We start from the raw sequence: 21,714 nt of genomic DNA on the forward strand, positions 1-21,714 counted from the left end.
AGGTAAATGAGCACCGCAATGAAGGAAGCTGACGCAGTAATGCGAAGGTAATATTAATTTAGATGGTCAAGCTACAAAGGGCGCATGGTGAATGCCTTGGCACCAGTAGTCGAAGAAGGACGTGATAAGCTGCGATAAGCTTCGGGTAGGCGCAAATAGCCTGTGATCCGAAGATTTCCGAATGGGGCAACCCACACTACTAACGTAGTGTACTGTAAACTGAATTCATAGGTTTATAGGGATATACCCGGGGAACTGAAACATCTAAGTACCCGGAGGAAGAGAAAGAAAAATCGATTTCCTAAGTAGCGGCGAGCGAAAGGGAAAGAGCCCAAACCAGGAACTTGTTCCTGGGGTTGAGGACAGATCACAAAAGTTGTGATTTCTTAATTGAAGAGAGCTGGAAGGCTCCGCCGTAGAAGGTAACAGCCCTGTAAGTGAAAAGAATAGCAACGAGATCTGCTCCAGAGTACCACGAGACACGTGAAACCTTGTGGGAAGCAGGGAGGACCACCTCCCAAGGCTAAATACTAACTGGTGACCGATAGTGAAGCAGTACCGTGAGGGAAAGGTGAAAAGAACCCCGGGAGGGGAGTGAAATAGAACCTGAAACCGTGTGTCCACAACCGGTCAAAGCACTTTTACGTGCGATGACGTGCTTTTTGTAGAACGAGCCAGCGAGTTACGATATGTAGCAAGGTTAAGCACTTAAGGTGCGCAGCCGAAGGGAAACCGAGTCTGAATAGGGCAATAAGTTGCATGTCGTAGACCCGAAACCGGGTGACCTATCCATGGACAGGTTGAAGCGGAAGTAAAATTCCGTGGAGGACCGAACCACGTTGGTGTTGAAAAACCATGGGATGAGCTGTGGATAGCGGAGAAATTCCAATCGAACTCGGAGATAGCTGGTTCTCCTCGAAATAGCTTTAGGGCTAGCGTTGAGAATGAGTAATGGAGGTAGAGCACTGAATGGGCTAGGGGCTGACAACAGTTACTGAACCCTATCAAACTCCGAATGCCATATACTTGAATCTCAGCAGTCAGACTACGAATGATAAGATCCGTGGTCAAAAGGGAAACAGCCCAGATCATCAGCTAAGGTCCCAAAGTGTAAGTTAAGTGGAAAAGGATGTGGGATTTCTAAGACAACTAGGATGTTGGCTTAGAAGCAGCCACTCATTCAAAGAGTGCGTAATAGCTCACTAGTCGAGAGATCCTGCGCCGAAGATGTCCGGGGCTAAAACTTACCACCGAAGCTATGGGCTCGAAAGAGCGGTAGAGGAGCTTCCTGTATGGATTGAAGTCGTACCGAAAGGAGCGGTGGACTGTACAGGAGTGAGTATGCTGGCATAAGTAGCGAGAAATAAGTGAGAATCTTATTGGTCGAAAACCTAAGGTTTCCTGAGGAAGGCTCGTCCGCTCAGGGTTAGTCGGGACCTAAGCCGAGGCCGAAAGGCGTAGGTGATGGACAATCGGTTGATATTCCGATACCGCCAACTGACGTTATTACAAATGGGATGACGCAGGAGGATAAGATGTGCGCACTATTGGATGTGCGTCTAAGCACTTAGACATGTTTAACAGGCAAATCCGTTAAACTTAGTTGAGGTGTGATGGGGAGCCCTTATGGGCGAAGTATCTGATTCCACGCTGCCAAGAAAAGTCTCTATGGAGGAAGTTGGTGCCCGTACCGCAAACCGACACAGGTAGGTGAGGAGAGAATCCTAAGACCAGCGGAAGAATTGTTGTCAAGGAACTCGGCAAATTGACCCCGTAAGTTAGCGATAAGGGGTGCCTACGCAAGTAGGTCGCAGAGAATAGGCCCAAGCAACTGTTTAGCAAAAACACAGGTCTCTGCTAAAGCGAAAGCTGATGTATAGGGGCTGACGCCTGCCCGGTGCTGGAAGGTTAAGGGGAACACTTAGCGCAAGCGAAGGTGTGAACTTAAGCCCCAGTAAACGGCGGCCGTAACTATAACGGTCCTAAGGTAGCGAAATTCCTTGTCGGGTAAGTTCCGACCCGCACGAATGGCGTAATGACTTGGGCACTGTCTCGACAACAAATCCGGCGAAATTGTAGTGCAAGTGAAGATGCTTGCTACCCGCGATTGGACGGAAAGACCCCGTAGAGCTTTACTGTAGCTTAGCATTGAGTTTCGGTATTGTCTGTACAGGATAGGTGGGAGACTGAGAAACAAGGGCGTCAGCCTTTGTGGAGTCATCCTTGGGATACCACCCTGACAGTACTGGGATTCTAACCGGCGGCCATGAATCTGGTCACGGGACATTGTTAGGTGGGCAGTTTGACTGGGGCGGTCGCCTCCTAAAAAGTAACGGAGGCGCCCAAAGGTTCCCTCAGAACGGTTGGAAATCGTTCGTAGAGTGCAAAGGCAGAAGGGAGCCTGACTGCGACACATACAAGTGGAGCAGGGACGAAAGTCGGGCTTAGTGATCCGGTGGTTCCTCGTGGGAGGGCCATCGCTCAACGGATAAAAGCTACCTCGGGGATAACAGGCTGATCTCCCCCAAGAGTCCACATCGACGGGGAGGTTTGGCACCTCGATGTCGGCTCGTCGCATCCTGGGGCTGAAGTAGGTCCCAAGGGTTGGGCTGTTCGCCCATTAAAGCGGCACGCGAGCTGGGTTCAGAACGTCGTGAGACAGTTCGGTCCCTATCCGTCGCGGGCGTAGGAAATTTGAGAGGAGCTGTCCTTAGTACGAGAGGACCGGGATGGACTGACCTCTGGTGCACCAGTTGTTCCGCCAGGAGCACAGCTGGGTAGCTATGTCGGGACGGGATAAACGCTGAAAGCATCTAAGCGTGAAGCCCACCTCAAGATTAGATTTCCCATAGCGTAAGCTAGTAAGACCCCTTGAAGAACACAAGGTTGATAGGTCAGAGGTGTAAGCATGGTAACATGTTCAGCTGACTGATACTAATAGGTCGAGGGCTTGACCAAATACAATTCACTGTGCAATTTTGAGAGGGCAAATGTCTAAATGACATTTGCCGGGTAATTTAGCTAACACCAGTTAGCGTTAAGAATTACCCGGTGTTCCTTAAAAATGAAAAAACAAAAAGTAACAACTAAAAATTGATAGAAGCGAGTAGTACAAGGAAGCGACTGAGCGAGGAACAGAGTTTACTGATCTGTAAATGAGTACCACAGGGAGGGAGCTGACGAAGTAATGCGAAGCTTATAGCAATTTTTAATAGGAAACTCACTCAGCATAGCTGAGGAGTACTGATTCGTTACTAAAATCAAAGATTTTGACAAATCAGCATCTGGTGGTAATGACGTGAAGGTAACACCCGTTCCCATTCCGAACACGAAGGTTAAGCTTCACAGTGCCGATGGTACTGCAGGGGAGACCCTGTGGAAGAGTAGGTCGTCGCCAGGTAATAATAGAAACACTAAGCGTATGCTTGGTGTTTTTTATTTGCATGAAGAATTACGTAACATACTTAAGTAAAAAATATTATGCCTATATTTGTTTCTATACAAATATAGGCATAATCTATAATAGAACTCTATGATTTGCAAAACTAATATAGAAGTATATCTAACAAATCATAAGTATTTTGTTTGTCAATATTTGCAGCATTCACATTTTCAAGTTCTATATCTACTATTTTATTTTCTTCGATTCCAACAGCTCGTCCGGAATAACCGTTAATCAATAACTCTACTGCCTTGACTCCTAGTTTACTTGCCAGTACCCTATCGAACGCTGAAGGATTTCCACCTCTTTGTATAAAGCCCAGAACTGTGGTTCTCACACTTATTCTTAAGTTTTCTTCAATATAGTTTTGAAGCTCTTGCAAATCATACATTCTCTCTGTTACTATAACCAAATTATCATTTTTTCCGTTATTCATTCTCAAACTTAATTTTGAACAGATAGCAGCAAAATCTAATTTTTTTTCTGGAGTTGATATTATTTCTCCTCCACCTGCTAATGCCGAATATAATGCTAAATCGCCACAATATCTCCCCATAACCTCAACAATAGTAGTTTTGTCATGTGAAGCATCTGTATCCTTTATTTTACCAATACACTCTAAAACCGTGTTTAAAGTGGTATCAAAGCCTATAGAATAATCTGTATATGTTAAGTCGTTATCTATAGTTCCAGGTATACCTATAACTTTAATACCTAATTTATGTAACTGATCTGCCCCTTTAAATGAGCCTTCGCCACCTATTACAACTAAAGCATCTATATTAAGTTTTTTTAATGTTTCTAGGGCTTTTTTTATTCCTTTTTCCTCCATAAATTCTAAGCATCTAGCAGTTTTTAGGATTGTTCCTCCTTTATCAGCGATGCTTTCTACATCAGAAGAAGTTAATTTACATATATCACTATTAATTAATCCTTGATATCCGTGCCTTATTCCAATCACATCCAGATTATTATAATTTGATGCTTTTACTACTGCTCTTATAGCTGAATTCATTCCTGGAGCATCTCCTCCACTTGTTAAAACTCCTACTCTCATCAATATTAAACACTCCTTATATAAATAGTTATGCTATGTTAAAAATAAATATTTTCTATTTTTTAGAAAATATATTTTGCTACCTTTTATAATTTTCTAACTGAATTTATATACAATATATGACTATTATAATTTATAAATTGAGTGTTTTGTATATTAATTTTGAAAATTCCTAAAAATTAATTGATATAATAGTTACTTATTAAGAAATTCATTATATTAGAAGCACAATTTAATATATTAGTAAGAATTAACCGTATCGAACCAATTCTAATTTAGTTTTAAATCAAATCTATGAAATTTTATAGATTTAGTCTTATTAAAAGACTAATACATAAATTAGAATTGGTAGATGTTAGGTAAAATTATATCTGATATAATGAATATAAGAAATAATTAACTTTAAATTTATATCTTGTAAGCAAGGAATTTAATAGCTAAGTTCAGATAACTTAAAACATGTAAGGGTAGGTGAAAATATGGATAAAAGAAAAAAGATTAAATCAAAAAAGAAAAAAAACGTAATCTTTATAGCTACAGTATGCTTATTCTCAACTATCATAGTGGCTTTTAGTACAATTAAGTTTATGAACTTCATGAGAGATACAACAAAAACAGACTATGCTAATTCTAAAGTACAGGAAACTAAGAAGATAAGCAATGAAGACGATAATAAAAATAAAAATGCTAAAGAATCTGCTTCCAATATAGAGATTCTATTAAGCAGTGCTGGAGATTGTACTATTGGAACTGATCCAAGATTTGATGTGGATACATCCCTTCCAACTATGGTTAGAAGACATAATAATGATTATTCATATTTATTTAAGAATGCTGTTCCAATTTTCGAAAAAGATGATATAACTATAGTAAATTTAGAAACCACTTTTACTAATGCCAAAACTAGAGCTGACAAAACATTTACCTTTAAAGCTCAGCCAGAGTTTGCAAAAGCTTTAAATTTGGGATCTATTGAAGGAGTAAATATATCTAATAATCATATATATGATTTTTTAGATAAGGGTTTCAATGATACTATAGAAACACTTAAGCAGTATAATATTAACTATTTTGGTGAAGGTAATAAGTGGATAAAGGAAGTAAAAGGAGTTAAGTTTGGATTTTTAGGTTACCAAGGCTGGAATAATAGTGATAGGTTTATGAATAAATTAAAACAGGATATAGAAGAATTGAAAGATCAAGGGTGTATTGTAGTGATTAATTTCCATTGGGGGGAAGAAGGCAGATATTATCCTAATTCCATTCAAAAAAGTATTGCTCATTATGCTGTCGATCAAGGAGCAGATTTGATAATTGGCCACCATCCACATGTAGTTCAAGGATTAGAAAAATATAAGGGTAAAATTATATGTTATAGCCTAGGCAATTTTTGTTTTGGAGGAAATTCTAATCCTTCGGATAAAGATACCTTCGTGCTTCAAGCCAAATTTTCTTTTGATGATAACAAACTTGTAAAGTGTGATGTAAGAGTTATTCCTTTTAGTGTTTCTTCGGTAGAATATACTAATGATTATTGTCCAACGCCTCTAAATGGGGATGAGAAAGAAAGGGTATTGAAGAAAATTAATAATATATCCACTGATTTAGGATTTAAGATAACAGATTCATTTAACTAAAGGTATACAACAGTATAATATTTATAAGCAACAAGATAAGAGAAGCATGAGGTTCTTACAAAAGTACCACATGCTTCTCTTATTATAACTTTATTGACTATTCTTATTATAATTCATTTCACACTGAAAATCTAAAAGCTGAAGATTCTGTTCCTGAATAATATCAATTACTAGCTCCGAATAAATTTGTTGTCCTTTGCTATTTTCTACAGTGCTGTATCCGGCTTTCTCTATAGCATTTGCCTGATCTATATAATGTGTGGCTTGAAAAACTCCACTTTGTTTATATCTTTTATTATTTTTTAAGAACTCTCCATAATCCTTTATGGATTCCTGTTTATTATTATATACCCGAAATTCATCTACAATCTTTTGATTATAATACTCTGAGGTATTCATTTTAATTTTTTTCCCCTTCCAACTAATATCTGCCTTTATTCCAAACAAATTATTTGCTTTTGTGCTTAATTCTGATTTTCCCCATCCACTTTCTAAAATAGCTTGGGCAATTGTTACAGAAGGAAGGACACCATACTTATTGTATATCTCAGCAGCCTCAGGATATAGCTCTTGGATAAATTGCTGCATGGAAACATTCTTCAAATTGTTCTTCAGAGTTCCTGTGTATTTTAAATCTTCTATATAGGTATATACCCTTTCTTTTTGTTTTTTATCAAAAGATAATTTCTCCAATACTACATCTAGATCAACTAATCTATAGTTACTATTTCTAACCTTATTGCTTGTACTATTTTTTTCTAAAAACATAGCAGCTAATTCATTTGTATTGCTGTTAGTTGCCTTGGAGAAATCATTCTTATACCTAACTCCATCAATAGCTGCTAGGTACTTCCAATTAACTTGAAGTTTTCCTTTGCTTGCGTTATCAGCAGCTTGTATATAAAATTTTGTATTTAATCCGCTTAAATTAATGTGTTTGTTTTTTGATGTAAGATGCATAAAAGTTCCTAGGAGAATAGATAAGCTAAGTAATAAAACTATTGTAATTGTAATCTTTTTCTTTAAATTAATCATTTTTTCTTCTGTTCATCTCCTAAGTTAGGAGATACTCCATTTATTATTTTTAGTAATCATTTATATAACTAAATATTTTTCAATTTTAATTATACATCAAATATTTTTTTCTTTCAGCTTTAATTTTTAGAAATAATAAAAAGGAGGTTAGTATTATTTACTAAAAACACTATTGATTTCTATATGGGATGATACTATAATTTAACATATATTAATATTTAATATATGTTAAATATTTAGTTGTGAATAAATGCTACTGTGAGGAGGATAAAAATGAATATAACCGAAATATCAGTAAAAAGACCAGCTGCAATGTGGATCGTAGTAGTCTTACTAATTGGGCTTGGTATTATAGGATATAAAAGCATGGGAGCAGATTTATTGCCTTCTATGAATATCCCTGTTGTATCAGTAATGACAACATATAGTGGTGCTAGTGCTGAAGATATTAAAAAAGATATTATAAAACCTATTGAAGATGCAGTATCGGGAATAAGTGGTGTAGATACAATTAATTCCAATGCAAAAGAAGGATATGGTACTGTAACAATAACTTTTAAAATGAAGGCTAATCTAAACACCGCATACTTAGATGTGCAGAAGGCTATCGAAAATGCTAGTGGAAGACTTCCTAAAGCTGCGGACAAGCCTGTTATATTTAAGATGGATACAAATGCTGTTCCAATACTAGGGATAGCTCTAAATGGCGATGTTAATTACGATGAACTTTACAATGAATCTGATATCTTAAAACAAAAATTAGAAAAGATACCGGGTGTAGGAAAAATTGACTTGATGGGTGCTGATAAAAAACAGTTAATAATAAAGCTTGATAAAACTGCTATGGAGTATTATGGCATAAGTACTAACACTATAATCGGCAAATTAAACTCAGTTAACATAAATGTACCTGCTGGTGAAATTAAGCAGGATAAGATGGATCAATCTGTTAGAGTTATTGGACAATTTCGTAAAATAGATGATGTAAAAAATATGTTGGTTCCTACAGCTAATGGTGGAACTGTGCGACTTGATGAAATTGCTAAAATAAATTTAGAAGCTCCAGAGGCTACTTCGCTAACAAGATTTAGTGGTAAGAAAACCATGGCGCTTATTGTTGGAAAGCAAAGTGATGCTAATGTAGTAGAAGTAGCAAATAGTGTGAAAAAGGAGTTAGAATCAATTAAGAAAACTATTCCTAGTGGAATTAAGATAGATATTGCATTTGACACTACTACTTTTATTAATGCTTCATTGACTCAAGTAAAGCATAACCTCATAGAGGGAATTATAACTACCGCAATTGTGCTTTATCTATTCTTCCGTAGTTTCCGTTCTTCTATAGTTGTTTTAGTTGCTATACCTACATCACTTATAGCCACATTCTTCATGATGTATAAGTTTAATTTTACATTAAATATGATGTCTTTAATGGGGCTATCCTTGGTTGTAGGTACACTAGTAGACGATTCTATAGTTGTAATAGAAAGTATACAAAGACACTTAGGTTTAGGAAAAAATCCTATAACTGCAGCTATTGAAGGTCGTAGAGAAGTAGGAATGGCAGCAATAGCAATAAGTCTTTGTGATATAGTTGTGTTTGCTCCCATTTCTCTTATGTCTGGTATGATAGGACAATTATTTAAAGAATTTGGATTGACAATAGTTGTAGCTACGTTATTTTCCCTTTTAGTGTCTTTCACAATTACACCAATGCTTTCATCGCGTATACTAAAAAATGAAAATAAAGAGAAAGAAACTAAAAATAAAAAGAATGGATTTTTTAGTAAACTTTTAGAAAAGTATAGAAAGGCTCTTATATGGTCCCTAGAGCATAGAGGAAGAGTTTTATCTTATGTTATTATATGCATTGTACTCAGTGTTGCCCTTATCCCTATGGGATTATTAAAATCTGAGTTTATACCTACAGCCGATCAGAGCACTTTCACTATTCAGATGTCACTTGCTCCTGGATCAACTTTAAAGCAAACGAATGAGAAAGTTACTGAGGTAGAAAAGTATTTACATGAAACCAAAGAAGTAAAGAATTATTTTTCAATGATTGGACAAAGTGGACAAGGCAGCAAAGATAAAGCTAATGCTCAGATTTATGTTAACTTAGTTCCGAAAAATGAGCGTAAAAAGAGTCAAAGTAAACTAGCAACTCAAGTTCGTGATTTTGGTAAGAAAATGACTGGAACAGACTTTACTGTAACAGAATCCCAATCTGGTGGTGGAAGCAGCAAACCGGTTTCTATTAGTATAAAGGGAGATAATCAAGATACCTTAGAAGCTTTGTCAAAGGAAGTTGAAAAAATAGTAAAAACAGTTCCTGGGGTCATTGATATAAGCAATTCTTCTAGTATAAAAAGTAGCGAGCTAAGAGTAAATATAGATAGTCTTGCTGCTGCAGAATATGGTGTTTCTACAGCAGATATAGGAAGTTCTATTAGAACTGCACTGGCAGGTACTCAAGCAGGAGTATATAGATCAAATAATGAAGAAAATGATATAACAGTTAAGTTTATGGATGGACAAATAAAAAATGCTGAGGATATTAAATCTGTAAAAATTATGAATCAATCTGGACAACAAATAGCCTTAAGCCAGGTTGCATCAGTTTTAAAGGCAGATAGTCAGCCGTCACTACTTAGAGAAGATAAGCAGGATGTAGTTACTATTCAAGCAAACTTACAAGGCAGGGTTCTTGGAGAGGTTACTAATGACATTCAGGCTAAACTAAAGTCATTTTCATTGCCTGAAGGATATAGCATAAACTACGGTGGAACTCAAAAGGATATGGCAGAATCCTTTAGGTCTCTTGTCCTAGCTCTAGCAGGTTCATTAATTCTTGTTTATATGATACTAGTAGTACTTTATGAATCCTTCTTAACTCCAGCTATAAGAATGATATCACTACCTTGTGCCATAATAGGTGCATTTGGTTTACTAGCGCTAACTGGACAAACTTTAAATTTAATGTCAATGATCGGTTTAATAATGCTTGAAGGATTGTCATCTAAAAATGGGACTTTATTAATAGACTATACAAATACTCTAATGAAGAAAGGTATGAATTTAAAAGATGCACTTATTGAATCTGGTACTACTAGATTAAGACCTATAATAATGACAAGTGCAACGATGATAGTTTCAATGCTTCCCGCTGCGTTATCTATGGGAGAGGGAAGTGAAATGAAGAAAAGTATGGCTATAGTAATAATTGGAGGTATGATAGCATCAACTGTACTTTCACCTATAGTATTACCAGTAGTTTATACCTTAATGGATGATTTAACTAAATCTGTGTTTAAGATAAAAAGAAAAAAAGGAAATGCCAAGGGGGTCGAGCAGTATGAAGTTTAATGTTTTAAATAAAAAGAACTTAGTAGTAGGTATAGTTTTAGTGCTCATTGTTGTTGCCTGCGCTTCTATTTTTGGCAGAGGTAAAAAAGTAGAAGGAAAACAAGAGATTAAAAATGTAAAAGTGCAGAAGGTAGCTGTAGGTTCAATATCCACTGAGGTGGAATATGCAAGTAAATTAAACCCTGTACAAGAGATACAGGTTTTCCCTAAATTAGGTGGAAAGGTCGCTAGCGTAAATGTAGATATTGGAGATAAGGTTACAGCAGGACAAATATTATTTACGCTGGACACGGCAGAGTTACATGCACAGCTGCAGGCTCAACAAGCAGCCGTAGATGCATCAAAGGCTAACCTAGAGAGAACAAGTGATTCGGGATTGGCACAACAAATATCTCAAGCTGAGCAAGCAGTAAGTAAAACAAGAATTCAATATAGTAACATAAAAGATAACTATGAAAAGCTTCAAAAACTATACGCAGCAGGAGCTATATCTAAAAAAGAGTTAGATGATATGAAAACGCAATATGATTCAGCTTCTGTAGATTTAAATACTGCTGAGGAAAATTTAAATCTTCTACAAGAAAAAATAGGACCTCAGTCTACAAAAGCTGCAGCAGCTCAGGTATCTCAGGCACAGGCAGGAGTAAATGCTGCACAAGTTCAATTAAATAATGCTACCATTACCTCACCTATTTCTGGGGTAGTATCTGCTAAGGATGTTAAAGTAGGCCAACTTGCTAGTGGTCAATCTGGGTCAGTTACCATAATTGATTCAAGTAGCTTTATAGCAGACATAAATGTACCAGATAAAATTATTGGAAAGATTCAAATTGGGCAATCAGTACAAGTAAGTATAAATGCATTAGAAGATAAAAAAGTATCTGGAGTAATAGATAAAATTAGCCCAAATTCTAATTCTAAAGACAACTCTTATCTTGTAAAAGTAAAAATTGATAACTCAAATGGCGAGTTAAAAGCTGGTATGTTTGCTAAAGTGTCTTTGCCAGCCGAAAGTAAGGATAACATCTTAACTGTTCCAAATGAAGCAATTAAAATGGAGAACAATGTAAATTATCTTTATGTAGCTGATAATGGAAAGGTTAAAAAAGTATCTATTGACATTGGTATCTCTAATAACAAGGTTACAGAAATAACTGGAAATATAAAAGAAGGTATAGATGTAATTACCGAAGGACAGAATCTATTAAGTAATGGAGATAAGATTAACGTAGTTAAGTAAACTTTTCGACTATCAAAATAACAACATGATGTTTTCTTAATAAAATGCGTTGGTCCTATTTTTGAAGAACCAACGCATTTTAAATTAAAACTATAGGAGGAAAGCATATGTGTAAGGACTCTGTGGATATGTTAGCTGAGAAACTGCTTACTTTTATTCCAATAATGACTAAAAAAATTATAAGACTTGATATGCAAGCTAATGAAATATTACCTATAAATCAATTAGTTGTGTTAGGAATTCTTGGTGATGAAGGAATCTTATCTATTTCGGAAATATGTAAGAAGATTTCTGTTTCTAAACCTCAGATGACAATTATTATAGATAAGTTAGTGAAGAAAGACCTTGTGTATAGAGTTTATAGCAAAGAGGATAGACGAATAATAAACATTGATCTTACTGAAAAAGGTAAAGAGTATCTTAGAAGCTTATTAGAAATGTTTAAAGAAAATTTGAGCCATAAGTTAATATCGCTGCCAAGAGAAGAGTTAGCAAAATTGCTAAACTTAATAGAAACTATAGAAAGCATATTCAGGCAACTTGAGTAAGAGTATACATTTTTTTAATAGCTGTAAAGTAATAAATTAGTGCAACATTTATTTTACAACTATTTATCTATAATCTTATATATCAATATTGCCTAGTTTTTCATAAATGGAAGCTAAAAATTCTAGCTCATTAGGTTCTAAATGAGTTAGATATTTTCTTAATGTTTCACGACACTTTTTATCAAATCTATCTATTAATTCTTGCCCTTCATTAGTTATAGCTACCAGTACAGCTCTTCGATCATTATCATCATGGCGGCGATATACTAATCCGTTGTTAGCTAATCTATCAATCATTGTAGTAATAGCACTTGGTTTAACTCCCATTATTTCAGCTAAATATGTAACCTTGCATGCTCCTTTTCTATAAAGTAATTCTAATACATGAAATTGAGCTTCAGTTACACCGAACTCTGATAGATCCCTAAGGCTATCAGCAATTTTTATAGTAGTATTCCATAATGCATTTTGTGCACGAGAAACGTAATCATCTTTATTCGTCATAGGTATTTCCCCCTTTTGGGTACATAGTATTATTTACTTTGAATAATATAATGAAGTGGATAAAAAGTCAAATTATTTTCCAATATCTTTATATGATTATAGACTCATATAGCAGAAAAAGCATGTAGCTTATAATAAAAATGTTATAAGTGATACATGCTTTCTTTATTTTATTACAATTTTATCTCAACATTGTATTCTTTTAAAACAATTAAAAGAGACTATTTTTCTAGTAAAATCATGTTGTTTTAGTGTTGATATTTATCTGGAAAACAACATTAAAACAAACAAGTTAACACAAAACAAACACAAAGTAACATTTACATAATCTTGATTTAACAAATAGTTTTTATAATACAATTAGACAATGAATCTTAAGAGGAGGTAAATGATGGACATTATTCCTGACTACCATGTGCATACAGAATTCTCAGGTGACTGTAATACGCCAGCGAAGGAACTTGTAAGCAGAGCAATAGAACTAGGCTTAAAAGAAGTAATATTTACAGATCATGTAGATTTTGATTACCCAAGCAATAAAATATTATTTGAAATAAACTTTGAAGAATACATAAAAAAAATTGAAAGTCTTAGAGATTACTATAAAAAAATTAATATTTTAATGGGAATTGAAATCGGGTATCAACCCCACTTACCGCATTTAAATGATAAATATAATAAATTGTTAAATGCATATCCCTTTGATTTCGTAATATGTTCAATGCATGCTTTTGAAGGAGTAGAACTTGATAAAGGTGATTTATTTAGAGAAAACAGTCAGCAGGAAGGATATAAAATATATTTCGAAAATCTAAAGAAAACTGTTGAGAATTTTGATAACTGCGATGTATATGGACATTTAGATTTTGTAGTTAGATATGGTAATTTTAAAAACAAAGTATTAAGGTATGAAGATTATAAAGATATCATAGATGAGATATTGACAATAATAATAAGCAAGGGAAAAGGAATTGAACTTAACACCTCAGGATTAAGATATAAACTTAACTCTATGCATCCTAACAGGCAAATACTAAAAAGATATTATGAGCTTGGGGGGAGAATTATTACAGTAGGCTCAGATGCACATGTTGCAAAGGACTTCTGTGCAGATTTTGATAAAGCAATAAAAGAACTTAAAGAAATTGGGTTTAAAGAAGTTACAACATTTAAGAACAGAAAACCAAGCTTTATAAAAATATAAATTTAATTATATATTTTAGGAGGGTCTTTTAATGAATATTAAAAAAGTTTTAACGGTATTATTTGCATCAACTATTATAGCTACTTCAATGGTTGGATGTGGGTCAAAAGTACAAGAAAGCGCAAAGCAACCAACAGAACAAAATATTAGTGTTGAAGAACTAACTAACTTAGCAAAGAAAGAAGGACAAGTTGTTAGTGTTGGTATGCCAGATAGCTGGGCAGACTGGAAGGATACATGGAATGATTTAAAGGTAAAGTATTCACTTAATCATTCAGATACAGATTTATCAAGTGCTGAAGAGATTGCAAAATTTGACGCTGAAAAGAACAACGCTACAGCTGATATTGGTGACATGGGTGCGGCCTTTGCTCCTATAGCAGTTGAAAAAGGGGTAGCACAACCATATAAGACTTCACACTGGAACAGTGTACCTGACTGGGCAAAAGACAAGGATGGTAACTGGATGGTAGCCTATACAGGAACAATGGCTATTTTGACAAATAAAGACCTAGTTAAGAATCCTCCAAAGTCTTTCCAGGATATTTTAAATGGAGATTATAAAGTAACTATTGATGACGTTGCTGGTGGTAATCAATCGCAAATGTCTGTTTTAGCAGCTGCTAGAGCTTTTGGCGGAGATGAAAATAATATTCAACCAGGTCTTGATTTCTTTGCAAAACTTGCTAAGCAGGGAAGATTAGTTATTAATAAAAATGATTTAGCAAGTGTTGAAAAAGGAGAAGTCCAAGTTACTCTAGTATGGGATTTTAATGGATTAGGTTACAGAGATAAGATTGATGCAAAGAGATTTGATGTATGTATTCCACAAGAAGGAAGTATTCGTACAGGATATACAACTATAATAAATAAATATGCTCCACATCCTAATGCTGCAAAGTTAACTCGTGAATATATTTTCAGTGATGAAGGACAAATTAACTTAGCAAAAGGATATGCTAGACCTGTAAGAGAAGATGTTAAACTTCCAGATGACGTAAAAGCTAAGTTATTACCTAATGATCAATATAAAAATGTTAAATCAGTAGATTATAGTGCATGGAACAAAACAGTTAAAGAACTTCCACAATTATGGCAAGAGCAAGTTTTAGTTAATATAAAATAGTTAACTTACATAGGTAATAAAAGATTTAATCTTTTATTACCTAAACCATATTTACTCTATCAGAAAGAGGTAATTAAATGTATAAAAATAAAAAATCATTATTGTTTATAGTACAATCCTTAGTGCCTTTTGCAGTAGTAACTTTATTATTTTTGTTATTACCAAGTATTATGATGATTTTAGACAGTTTTAAAACTAGCAGTGGCAGCTTTACTTTAGAAAACTATAAAACTGCACTTACAAATAAGTTTTATTTAAAAGGAATAGTTAACAGTATTCAAATATCCTTAATCTCTAGTTTTATTGGACTTATGATTGCTTTAATATGTGCTTATTCTATTTCCAAGTTAAGTGAAAAAGGACAAAATCGCATTATTACGATTTTAAATATGACTTCAAATTATTCAGGAGTTCCTTTAGCTTTTGGATATATTATACTTCTTGGAAACACAGGTATGTTTATTCTATTATTTAAGCATTTAGGATTAAATGCATTAAGTAGTTTTAATATATATTCATGGATCGGGCTTGTCATAATCTATATCTATTTTCAAATACCTTTAGCTATAATGCTTTTATACCCATCATTTTTGGGTATAAAAAAAGAGTGGAAACAATCAGCAATGTTATTAGGCGCAAATTCATCTCAATTCTGGGCTAGAATCGGCATACCGGTACTATTACCAAGTTTGGTTGGAACTTTAAGTATTTTATTTGCAAATGCTATGGGTGCTTATTCAACTGCATATGCATTAGTAGGAAGGAATTATAATTTGCTAACTATAAGAATCGGTTCCTTAGTAGTTGGTGATATGATGCCTAACCCTGAGCTTGCTGGAGCACTAGCAGTAATACTTGGAATAACTACAATAAGTGCCATGATGATAAATGAAAAAATGAGTAAATACATTAGGAGAGGATAACATTATGAAAAAGAAAAGTTGGTTGCATTATGTAATAATAGGACTACTCATAATCTATCTTGTAACTCCTATAATAGCAACCTTTGTATATTCTATTGCAACTGAATGGTATAAAACAGTAATACCTCCATCATATACTTTAAACTGGTATAAAAGTTTATTTTCTGATACAAGATTCTGGTATGCTATGGGGCGTTCGTTGTTTGTCTCTATAGTTCCAATAATAATAAGCTTGATTGCTATATTGTTAGCACTTTTTGTAATAACAGTGTATTTACCAAAGTATGAAAAGATATTACAAACTATTGTATTACTACCGTATGTAATTCCAGGAGTAGTAATTTCAATTGCTTTAATAAAATTATATTCCAATACTCTTGGTAATTCGGTATGGCTCCTTATATTTGCTTATTCAGTATTTATACTTCCATTTATGTATCAGGGAATTAGAAATAGTTTAAGAAATATAAATGTTAAACAATTAGTTGAAGCCTGCGAGCTATTAGGAGCAACAAAGATACAAGCATTTACAAAAGTAGTTGTGGCAAATATTTTACCAGGAATAAAGGTTTCGGTTTTATTATCCTTTTCAACATTGTTTGGCGAATTTGCATTAGTAAATCTTCTTATTGGCGGACGTTATGAAACAATACAAATAATGTTATATAAAATGCTTAGGGAATCAGGGCATACTTCAAGTGCACTGGTTACAACATATTTTACAATTGTATTGATAATTTCTTATATTGCATTAAATTTAAGTAAAAGTGTGGAAATGAAAAAAGTACAAAAATAGGAGTGGAATAAAATGAGTTATTTAGTTATAAAGGATGTTGAAAAGAGTTTTGGAGATTTAAAGGTATTAAAGAAAACTTCACTAAGTATTGAAAAAGGAAAATTAATCACATTATTAGGACCAAGTGGAAGTGGTAAAAGCACGCTTCTTAAAAGCATTGCGGGGCTAGAGAGTATAGATTGTGGATCTATCATGGTTGATGGAGTAGATATAACAAACATGGAACCAAGAAAAAGAGATGTAGGAATGGTATTTCAACAATACGTTCTTTTCCCTAATATGAATGTTTATGATAACATATCTTTTGGCTTAAAATTAAGAAAAATGAACAAAAATGATATAGATAAAAAAGTTAAGGAAGCTTTAAGCTTAGTAGAGTTAGAAAATAAAATGTATTCATACCCACATGAACTATCAGGCGGACAGCAGCAGCGTGTTGCTTTAGCACGTTCTATAATATTAGAACCTAAAATATTATTATTCGATGAGCCACTTAGTGCATTAGATAGAAAGATAAGAAAGAATTTACAAATGCAAATTAAAAAAATACAAAGAGAGTTGGATATAACAAGTGTATTTGTAACACATGATCAAGAAGAAGCAATGATTATTTCTGATGAAGTGTATGTAATGAATAATGGAATTATTGAACAAAGTGGTACGCCTAAAGAAATCTACAATAATCCTAAAACTTCATTTGTGGCAAGATTTATAGGAACTTATAACGTACTTAATAAAAATGAATTTGAACAACATTTTAAGATTAGAATAAATACGAAAGAAGTTGCAATAAGACCTGAAGTGATACAGATAACAAAAGAAGAACTTGGAAGCGAAGTAGAATATAAATTAAAAGGCTGTGAAGTAACGGATGTCTCAGTAATAGGGAATATAATAAGATATGAAGCTAGAAAAGATAACCTTATTATGAATATAGATGCTATTAATAATGATATTAAAGGTATTGAAGATATAAGACTAGGAGATAAAGTAAATATTTTTGTACCTAAGAAACAATGTATTTTTCTTTCAGCATAAATAGGAGGTTACAATGAATAAGGTAATACTGGTAGTACTAGACGGATTAAATTATGAGACAGGTAAATCTAGAATGGGATTTATGAATCATCTTGTAGAAATGAACAAAGCTCAATTTTATAAGGTGGTGTCTGCTCTTCCAAGTATGTCAAGGCCTTTATATGAGACGATATTAACTGGGACAAACCCTATAGAGCATGGTATTACTAACAATAATATAAATAGAATGTCTAAAGAGGAGAGTATATTTAGTATAGCCAAAAAGTCAGGGTTGAAAACCGGAGCAGCTGCATATCACTGGGTAAGTGAGCTTTATAATAAATCTCCATTTGATTATATTGAAGATAGAATTCAAGATGATCCAACAAAGAATATTCAAAATGGTATGTTTTACTTTGATGATACTTATCCAGACAGTCACTTATTTTTAGATGCTGAATATATAAGAAAAACTTATGATCCAAACTTTTTGTTAATACATCCTATGAATATTGATTTAGCTGGACACTTATATTCTAGTGATTCTAAAGAATATAGGAAAAAAGCAATAGAAGTTGATACTGTTCTATCAAATCATATTCCTATATGGATGAGTGAAGGATATCATATTATTGTTACAGCTGATCATGGCATGAACAAAGATTATACTCATGGAGGAATAGAAGATGATGAAAGGCACGTTCCTATGTGGACTATCGGAGAACAATTTGTTGGTGCTGATTGCTCTAAGGTTAATCAATTAATAATTGCTCCAACGATATGTAGAATTCTAGGGGTAGATCCTAGTGAAAAAATGTTAAAGGAAAAGTTTATAGGACTAAGATAGTATTAGGAACAACTGAAAAAAGAGTGATAGTCATAGGAAATGTATTCGGTTATAATGTAGATGTAAAAAAAACAAATTTAAAAATATTGGATAAAGGTGATTAACTTGACAGTTTTTTTAGATGAAAGAAAAAATCTTATATTGTATGAATTAGACAATTACGGAAAAGTATCCGTTACTCAGCTTGCAAAAAAGTTTAGAGTTACTACAGAAACTATCAGAAGAGATTTAGATGCTTTAGAGGCTGAATATAAATTAAAAAGAACACATGGCGGGGCAATAAAAATCTCATTTGATAAACATGAACCTTCTCATATTCAAAAAAAAGATGTATATAGAGAAGAAAAACAAAGAATAGGGAATAAAGCAGCAAGTTTAATAAATGATAACGACGTAATAGCTATAGATGCGGGAACTACAACTTGTGAAATACTTTATCATATAAAAAATAAGAAAAATATAACGGTTTTACTTAATACAGTAGCAGGACTAAATATAATGATTGACTTAAAAAATAAAGGAATTTTTGATGGTAAGATAATTTTTCTCGGTGGAGAAATAAATGCGGATCAATTATCATGTTATGGGCCTGTAAGTGAAAATCTTTTAAATAACTTTTATGTAGATAAGGCGTTTATTGGAGTTGGAGGAGTAAGTCTGCAAAATGGACTAACTGGCTATGATGTAAATGAAGCAAATTTATCAAAAAAAATAATGGAAAACGCTAAGGAAGTTATTATAGTTGCGGACCATTCTAAAATAGGAGTAAGAAATTTTTATAAAATATCAGATATTGAGGATGTTGATGTAATAGTTTCTGATGTAGAAGCCCCTAATGAATGGAATAATGGTTTAAATGAATACGAAATCAACTGGATTAAAGCATGAAGTGAAACTTGAATCAGATGGAGTTTGTCTGCGACCACTGGGCAGTTCTGCCCGTAAAATGCCATTTAGGCATTTTACCTCCATCTGATTCTTAGTTGAACGAATCCAGGGACGTAGCCGCTCTTTACTCCTACTTTGAAGAAAAGCAGAGAACCAAAATCTCTGATTTTGTGTGAATCGCTTTCACAGAGTGCGATGGGAGTATTAGAGCGGGTAGTCATCGGATAAAAATAATTAAAAGACCATTAAGAAATGTTTTTATTCAGAAAGGAATGAGAAAAATTTATTACTTTTCTATGATATTAGTAGTTTTTGCTAGTGTATTGTACAATATATGTCAAAAGTCTATAAAAGAAAGTGTAAATCCTTTCACATCAATGATTGTTACGTATACAATAGCATTGAGTCTTTCTTTTATTGCCATTATATTTTTTCCAAATAAAAATATAATAGATTCATTTAAAGAGTTAAATTGGGCCAGTTATGCTCTAGGAGTTGCTATTTTTGTTTTAGAAATAGGATTTTTATTAGTATATAGAAGTGGTTGGAGTATAAATATTGCACCACTTTTTGCAAATGTTGTTACAACTATTGTATTAATATTTTTTGGTGTATGTGTTTTTAAACAACAGCTATCTTTTACCAATGTAATAGGAATAATTGTAAGTATTATCGGGTTAATTATAATGAAAAAATGACTAGAGTCCTTGATTTCAAAGAGTTTGTAACATGTCGTGAAATAAGAAAAGCATGTAGGCTTTATAACAAAAGGTTATAGTCCACATGCTTTGTTCTACTATAATTCTTCCTTAATCTATATCTATTTTTCAAGTATATCCTTAAGCTCCATCAAATTAGAAATCTCATAGGTAGGTTTTATCCCTGTTTTATTTACAATTTTATTAGGGTTAAACCAGCAGGTATCTATACCAGAATTTATTCCGCCTTGTATATCAGAGGTTAAGCTATCTCCTACTATCAACACTTTGCTCTTGTCAGTATGCTTTATATTGTTTAAAGTGAGTTTAAATATTTTAGGATCTGGCTTTGACACCTCAACCTCTTCAGATACTACTATATCTTCAAAGTATTTTGCTATAATAGATTTTCTTATTCTCTTATCCTGAACATCCTTAAGACCATTAGTAACTATAGTAAGTCTATAATCTTTATGAAGACTTTCTACAAGGTCTATACTATCATCATATAGAAAGGATGCATTAGCTAAATGCTTCATATATGATTTTGCAAATTCAACCTCAGCAAAGCCAGCATTTAAGCTATCTGATAATCTTTTAAATCTTTCAACCTTTAATTTTTCCTGAGTAATAAGTCCCTCCTCAAATTCTTTCCATATAGCTGTATTTATGCCCTGATATATTTTCAAATGATGATTTTCGTCATATTCTATATCAAATTCAAGCATAGCATTTTTAAAAGCATCTCTTTCAGATTTCTTAAAATCAAATAAAGTATCATCTGCATCAAATATTATAATCTCGTATTTCATAATAATTCCCTCCATATAGTTAGCTTTTATAATTATAGCATACATACTTTTTTATAAAAAAGCCTTGGACTGCTGAGTAATTTAACGCTCTTAAACATTCTCACTTAATTTAAGATTTTCTTGTGCATATTTATTATCAACTTTTGCATTTATTATAAGTCCTATAAGGAATAATACCCCTCCGATTACCTTGCCTTTAGAAAAAATATCTAAGTATATATAATCTATAATCGCACTTGTAAGCATTTGACCTATAAAGCGTAGTATAACTACATATACTGCTGGTACTTTAGGAACTATAATGTTAAACAAATAAGTTGTTAAAACTCCTATAAGACCTCCTAAAAAATACGGTAGGGGAACAGCCCCTATAGCCGAATAAGATGGCATAGACTTCATCATAATAGCACACAGCATAATAGAAGATATGGTAGCCATTAAATAGTTTATAAAAACTCCATTTATCATACCTTCCCTTTGAGCAAGCTTTCCATTTAACATCATATTTATAACTATCGTTATTCCAGTTAGAAATGATAAGAATATATACAACATTTTTTCTCCCTCCATTCGG

The 21,714-nt window shown here is 33.5% G+C and carries 17 protein-coding genes and 2 rRNA genes; 14 read left to right on the forward strand and 5 right to left on the reverse strand.

Annotated features, from left to right (window positions below; genetic code table 11):
* The first annotated feature begins 64 nt into the window (after positions 1-64).
* Both ACZ5N4_RS02445 and rrf read left to right on the forward strand, forming a co-directional pair.
* Positions 65-2,958 (forward strand): 23S ribosomal RNA (locus ACZ5N4_RS02445).
* A 325-nt stretch (positions 2,959-3,283) separates the two neighbouring features.
* Positions 3,284-3,400: ribosomal RNA gene (rrf, locus tag ACZ5N4_RS02450) — 5S ribosomal RNA — on the forward strand.
* A gap of 145 nt (positions 3,401-3,545) precedes the next feature.
* On the opposite strand, the gene pfkA is transcribed toward rrf, so the two are convergent.
* Positions 3,546-4,499, reverse strand: a complete 954-nt coding sequence (pfkA, locus tag ACZ5N4_RS02455; protein WP_464210789.1) for a 6-phosphofructokinase — start codon at positions 4,497-4,499, stop codon at positions 3,546-3,548.
* Positions 4,500-4,978: 479 nt separating this feature from the next.
* On the opposite strand from pfkA, the gene ACZ5N4_RS02460 reads away from it, so the two are divergent.
* Positions 4,979-6,136, forward strand: coding sequence for a CapA family protein (locus ACZ5N4_RS02460; RefSeq protein ID WP_464206858.1), 1,158 nt, complete (start codon positions 4,979-4,981; stop codon positions 6,134-6,136).
* A 90-nt stretch (positions 6,137-6,226) separates the two neighbouring features.
* Here the strand turns inward: ACZ5N4_RS02460 and ACZ5N4_RS02465 are convergent, their stop codons facing one another.
* Complete coding sequence (locus ACZ5N4_RS02465) at positions 6,227-7,171, reverse strand: glycoside hydrolase family 73 protein (protein ID WP_464206860.1); 945 nt, start codon at positions 7,169-7,171, stop codon at positions 6,227-6,229.
* 273 nt (positions 7,172-7,444) lie between these two features.
* Here ACZ5N4_RS02465 and ACZ5N4_RS02470 point away from each other — a divergent pair, with 273 nt between their 5' ends.
* The 3 genes from ACZ5N4_RS02470 (at position 7,445) to ACZ5N4_RS02480 (ending at position 12,325) form a co-directional block, all read left to right on the forward strand.
* Positions 7,445-10,537 carry an efflux RND transporter permease subunit gene (locus ACZ5N4_RS02470; protein WP_464206862.1) on the forward strand — a complete coding sequence of 1,031 codons (3,093 nt, stop codon included), beginning with the start codon at positions 7,445-7,447 and terminating at the stop codon, positions 10,535-10,537.
* Positions 10,527-11,777, forward strand: a complete 1,251-nt coding sequence (locus ACZ5N4_RS02475; RefSeq protein WP_464206864.1) for an efflux RND transporter periplasmic adaptor subunit — start codon at positions 10,527-10,529, stop codon at positions 11,775-11,777. The genes ACZ5N4_RS02470 and ACZ5N4_RS02475 overlap by 11 nt, the downstream gene beginning before the upstream one ends.
* Positions 11,778-11,884: 107 nt before the next feature.
* Positions 11,885-12,325, forward strand: a complete 441-nt coding sequence (locus ACZ5N4_RS02480; protein WP_464206865.1) for a MarR family winged helix-turn-helix transcriptional regulator — start codon at positions 11,885-11,887, stop codon at positions 12,323-12,325.
* Between the two features lie 75 nt (positions 12,326-12,400).
* On the opposite strand, the gene ACZ5N4_RS02485 is transcribed toward ACZ5N4_RS02480, so the two are convergent.
* Positions 12,401-12,829: a MarR family winged helix-turn-helix transcriptional regulator gene (locus ACZ5N4_RS02485; protein WP_464206867.1), complete on the reverse strand. Its 429-nt coding sequence runs from the start codon at positions 12,827-12,829 to the stop codon at positions 12,401-12,403.
* A gap of 391 nt (positions 12,830-13,220) precedes the next feature.
* On the opposite strand from ACZ5N4_RS02485, the gene ACZ5N4_RS02490 reads away from it, so the two are divergent.
* From ACZ5N4_RS02490 to ACZ5N4_RS02525, 8 genes are all read left to right on the forward strand, one after another.
* Positions 13,221-14,033, forward strand: coding sequence for a histidinol-phosphatase HisJ family protein (locus ACZ5N4_RS02490; protein WP_464206869.1), 813 nt, complete (start codon positions 13,221-13,223; stop codon positions 14,031-14,033).
* A gap of 31 nt (positions 14,034-14,064) precedes the next feature.
* Positions 14,065-15,159, forward strand: coding sequence for an ABC transporter substrate-binding protein (locus tag ACZ5N4_RS02495; RefSeq protein WP_464206871.1), 1,095 nt, complete (start codon positions 14,065-14,067; stop codon positions 15,157-15,159).
* A 77-nt stretch (positions 15,160-15,236) separates the two neighbouring features.
* Positions 15,237-16,082: an ABC transporter permease gene (locus ACZ5N4_RS02500; protein WP_464206873.1), complete on the forward strand. Its 846-nt coding sequence runs from the start codon at positions 15,237-15,239 to the stop codon at positions 16,080-16,082.
* A 4-nt stretch (positions 16,083-16,086) separates the two neighbouring features.
* Positions 16,087-16,878 carry an ABC transporter permease gene (locus ACZ5N4_RS02505; RefSeq protein WP_464206875.1) on the forward strand — a complete coding sequence of 264 codons (792 nt, stop codon included), beginning with the start codon at positions 16,087-16,089 and terminating at the stop codon, positions 16,876-16,878.
* Positions 16,879-16,890: 12 nt separating this feature from the next.
* On the forward strand, positions 16,891-17,916 hold the full coding sequence (locus ACZ5N4_RS02510; RefSeq protein WP_464206877.1) for an ABC transporter ATP-binding protein: 1,026 nt from the start codon (positions 16,891-16,893) through the stop codon (positions 17,914-17,916).
* Positions 17,917-17,929: 13 nt separating this feature from the next.
* On the forward strand, positions 17,930-18,742 hold the full coding sequence (locus ACZ5N4_RS02515) for an alkaline phosphatase family protein (RefSeq protein ID WP_464206879.1): 813 nt from the start codon (positions 17,930-17,932) through the stop codon (positions 18,740-18,742).
* A gap of 105 nt (positions 18,743-18,847) precedes the next feature.
* Positions 18,848-19,630 (forward strand): DeoR/GlpR family DNA-binding transcription regulator, encoded by a 783-nt coding sequence (locus tag ACZ5N4_RS02520; RefSeq protein ID WP_464206881.1) that lies wholly within the window; start codon positions 18,848-18,850, stop codon positions 19,628-19,630.
* A 296-nt stretch (positions 19,631-19,926) separates the two neighbouring features.
* Positions 19,927-20,328: an EamA family transporter gene (locus ACZ5N4_RS02525; protein WP_464206883.1), complete on the forward strand. Its 402-nt coding sequence runs from the start codon at positions 19,927-19,929 to the stop codon at positions 20,326-20,328.
* Between the two features lie 122 nt (positions 20,329-20,450).
* On the opposite strand, the gene ACZ5N4_RS02530 is transcribed toward ACZ5N4_RS02525, so the two are convergent.
* Both ACZ5N4_RS02530 and ACZ5N4_RS02535 read right to left on the reverse strand, forming a co-directional pair.
* On the reverse strand, positions 20,451-21,140 hold the full coding sequence (locus ACZ5N4_RS02530) for a YjjG family noncanonical pyrimidine nucleotidase (RefSeq protein ID WP_464206885.1): 690 nt from the start codon (positions 21,138-21,140) through the stop codon (positions 20,451-20,453).
* Positions 21,141-21,230: 90 nt separating this feature from the next.
* A complete protein-coding gene (locus ACZ5N4_RS02535) occupies positions 21,231-21,695 on the reverse strand; it encodes a DMT family transporter (protein ID WP_464206887.1) in 465 nt (154 codons plus the stop codon).
* Between the last annotated feature and the right edge of the window lie 19 nt (positions 21,696-21,714).

The sequence above is a fragment of the Clostridium nitrophenolicum genome (assembly GCF_055391695.1).

Bases quoted from the DNA above. Each gene is read 5' to 3' on its own strand.
- pfkA (WP_464210789.1), bottom strand. From the start codon at position 4,499: ATGAGAGTAGGAGTTTTAACAAGTGGAGGAGATGCTCCAGGAATGAAT.
- ACZ5N4_RS02535 (WP_464206887.1), bottom strand. From the start codon at position 21,695: ATGTTGTATATATTCTTATCATTTCTAACTGGAATAACGATAGTTATA.
- ACZ5N4_RS02530 (WP_464206885.1), bottom strand. From the start codon at position 21,140: ATGAAATACGAGATTATAATATTTGATGCAGATGATACTTTATTTGAT.
- ACZ5N4_RS02495 (WP_464206871.1), top strand. From the start codon at position 14,065: ATGAATATTAAAAAAGTTTTAACGGTATTATTTGCATCAACTATTATA.
- ACZ5N4_RS02515 (WP_464206879.1), top strand. From the start codon at position 17,930: ATGAATAAGGTAATACTGGTAGTACTAGACGGATTAAATTATGAGACA.
- ACZ5N4_RS02500 (WP_464206873.1), top strand. From the start codon at position 15,237: ATGTATAAAAATAAAAAATCATTATTGTTTATAGTACAATCCTTAGTG.
- ACZ5N4_RS02505 (WP_464206875.1), top strand. From the start codon at position 16,087: ATGAAAAAGAAAAGTTGGTTGCATTATGTAATAATAGGACTACTCATA.
- ACZ5N4_RS02475 (WP_464206864.1), top strand. From the start codon at position 10,527: ATGAAGTTTAATGTTTTAAATAAAAAGAACTTAGTAGTAGGTATAGTT.
- ACZ5N4_RS02510 (WP_464206877.1), top strand. From the start codon at position 16,891: ATGAGTTATTTAGTTATAAAGGATGTTGAAAAGAGTTTTGGAGATTTA.
- ACZ5N4_RS02525 (WP_464206883.1), top strand. From the start codon at position 19,927: ATGATATTAGTAGTTTTTGCTAGTGTATTGTACAATATATGTCAAAAG.
- ACZ5N4_RS02460 (WP_464206858.1), top strand. From the start codon at position 4,979: ATGGATAAAAGAAAAAAGATTAAATCAAAAAAGAAAAAAAACGTAATC.
- ACZ5N4_RS02465 (WP_464206860.1), bottom strand. From the start codon at position 7,171: ATGATTAATTTAAAGAAAAAGATTACAATTACAATAGTTTTATTACTT.
- ACZ5N4_RS02490 (WP_464206869.1), top strand. From the start codon at position 13,221: ATGGACATTATTCCTGACTACCATGTGCATACAGAATTCTCAGGTGAC.
- ACZ5N4_RS02470 (WP_464206862.1), top strand. From the start codon at position 7,445: ATGAATATAACCGAAATATCAGTAAAAAGACCAGCTGCAATGTGGATC.
- ACZ5N4_RS02485 (WP_464206867.1), bottom strand. From the start codon at position 12,829: ATGACGAATAAAGATGATTACGTTTCTCGTGCACAAAATGCATTATGG.
- ACZ5N4_RS02480 (WP_464206865.1), top strand. From the start codon at position 11,885: ATGTGTAAGGACTCTGTGGATATGTTAGCTGAGAAACTGCTTACTTTT.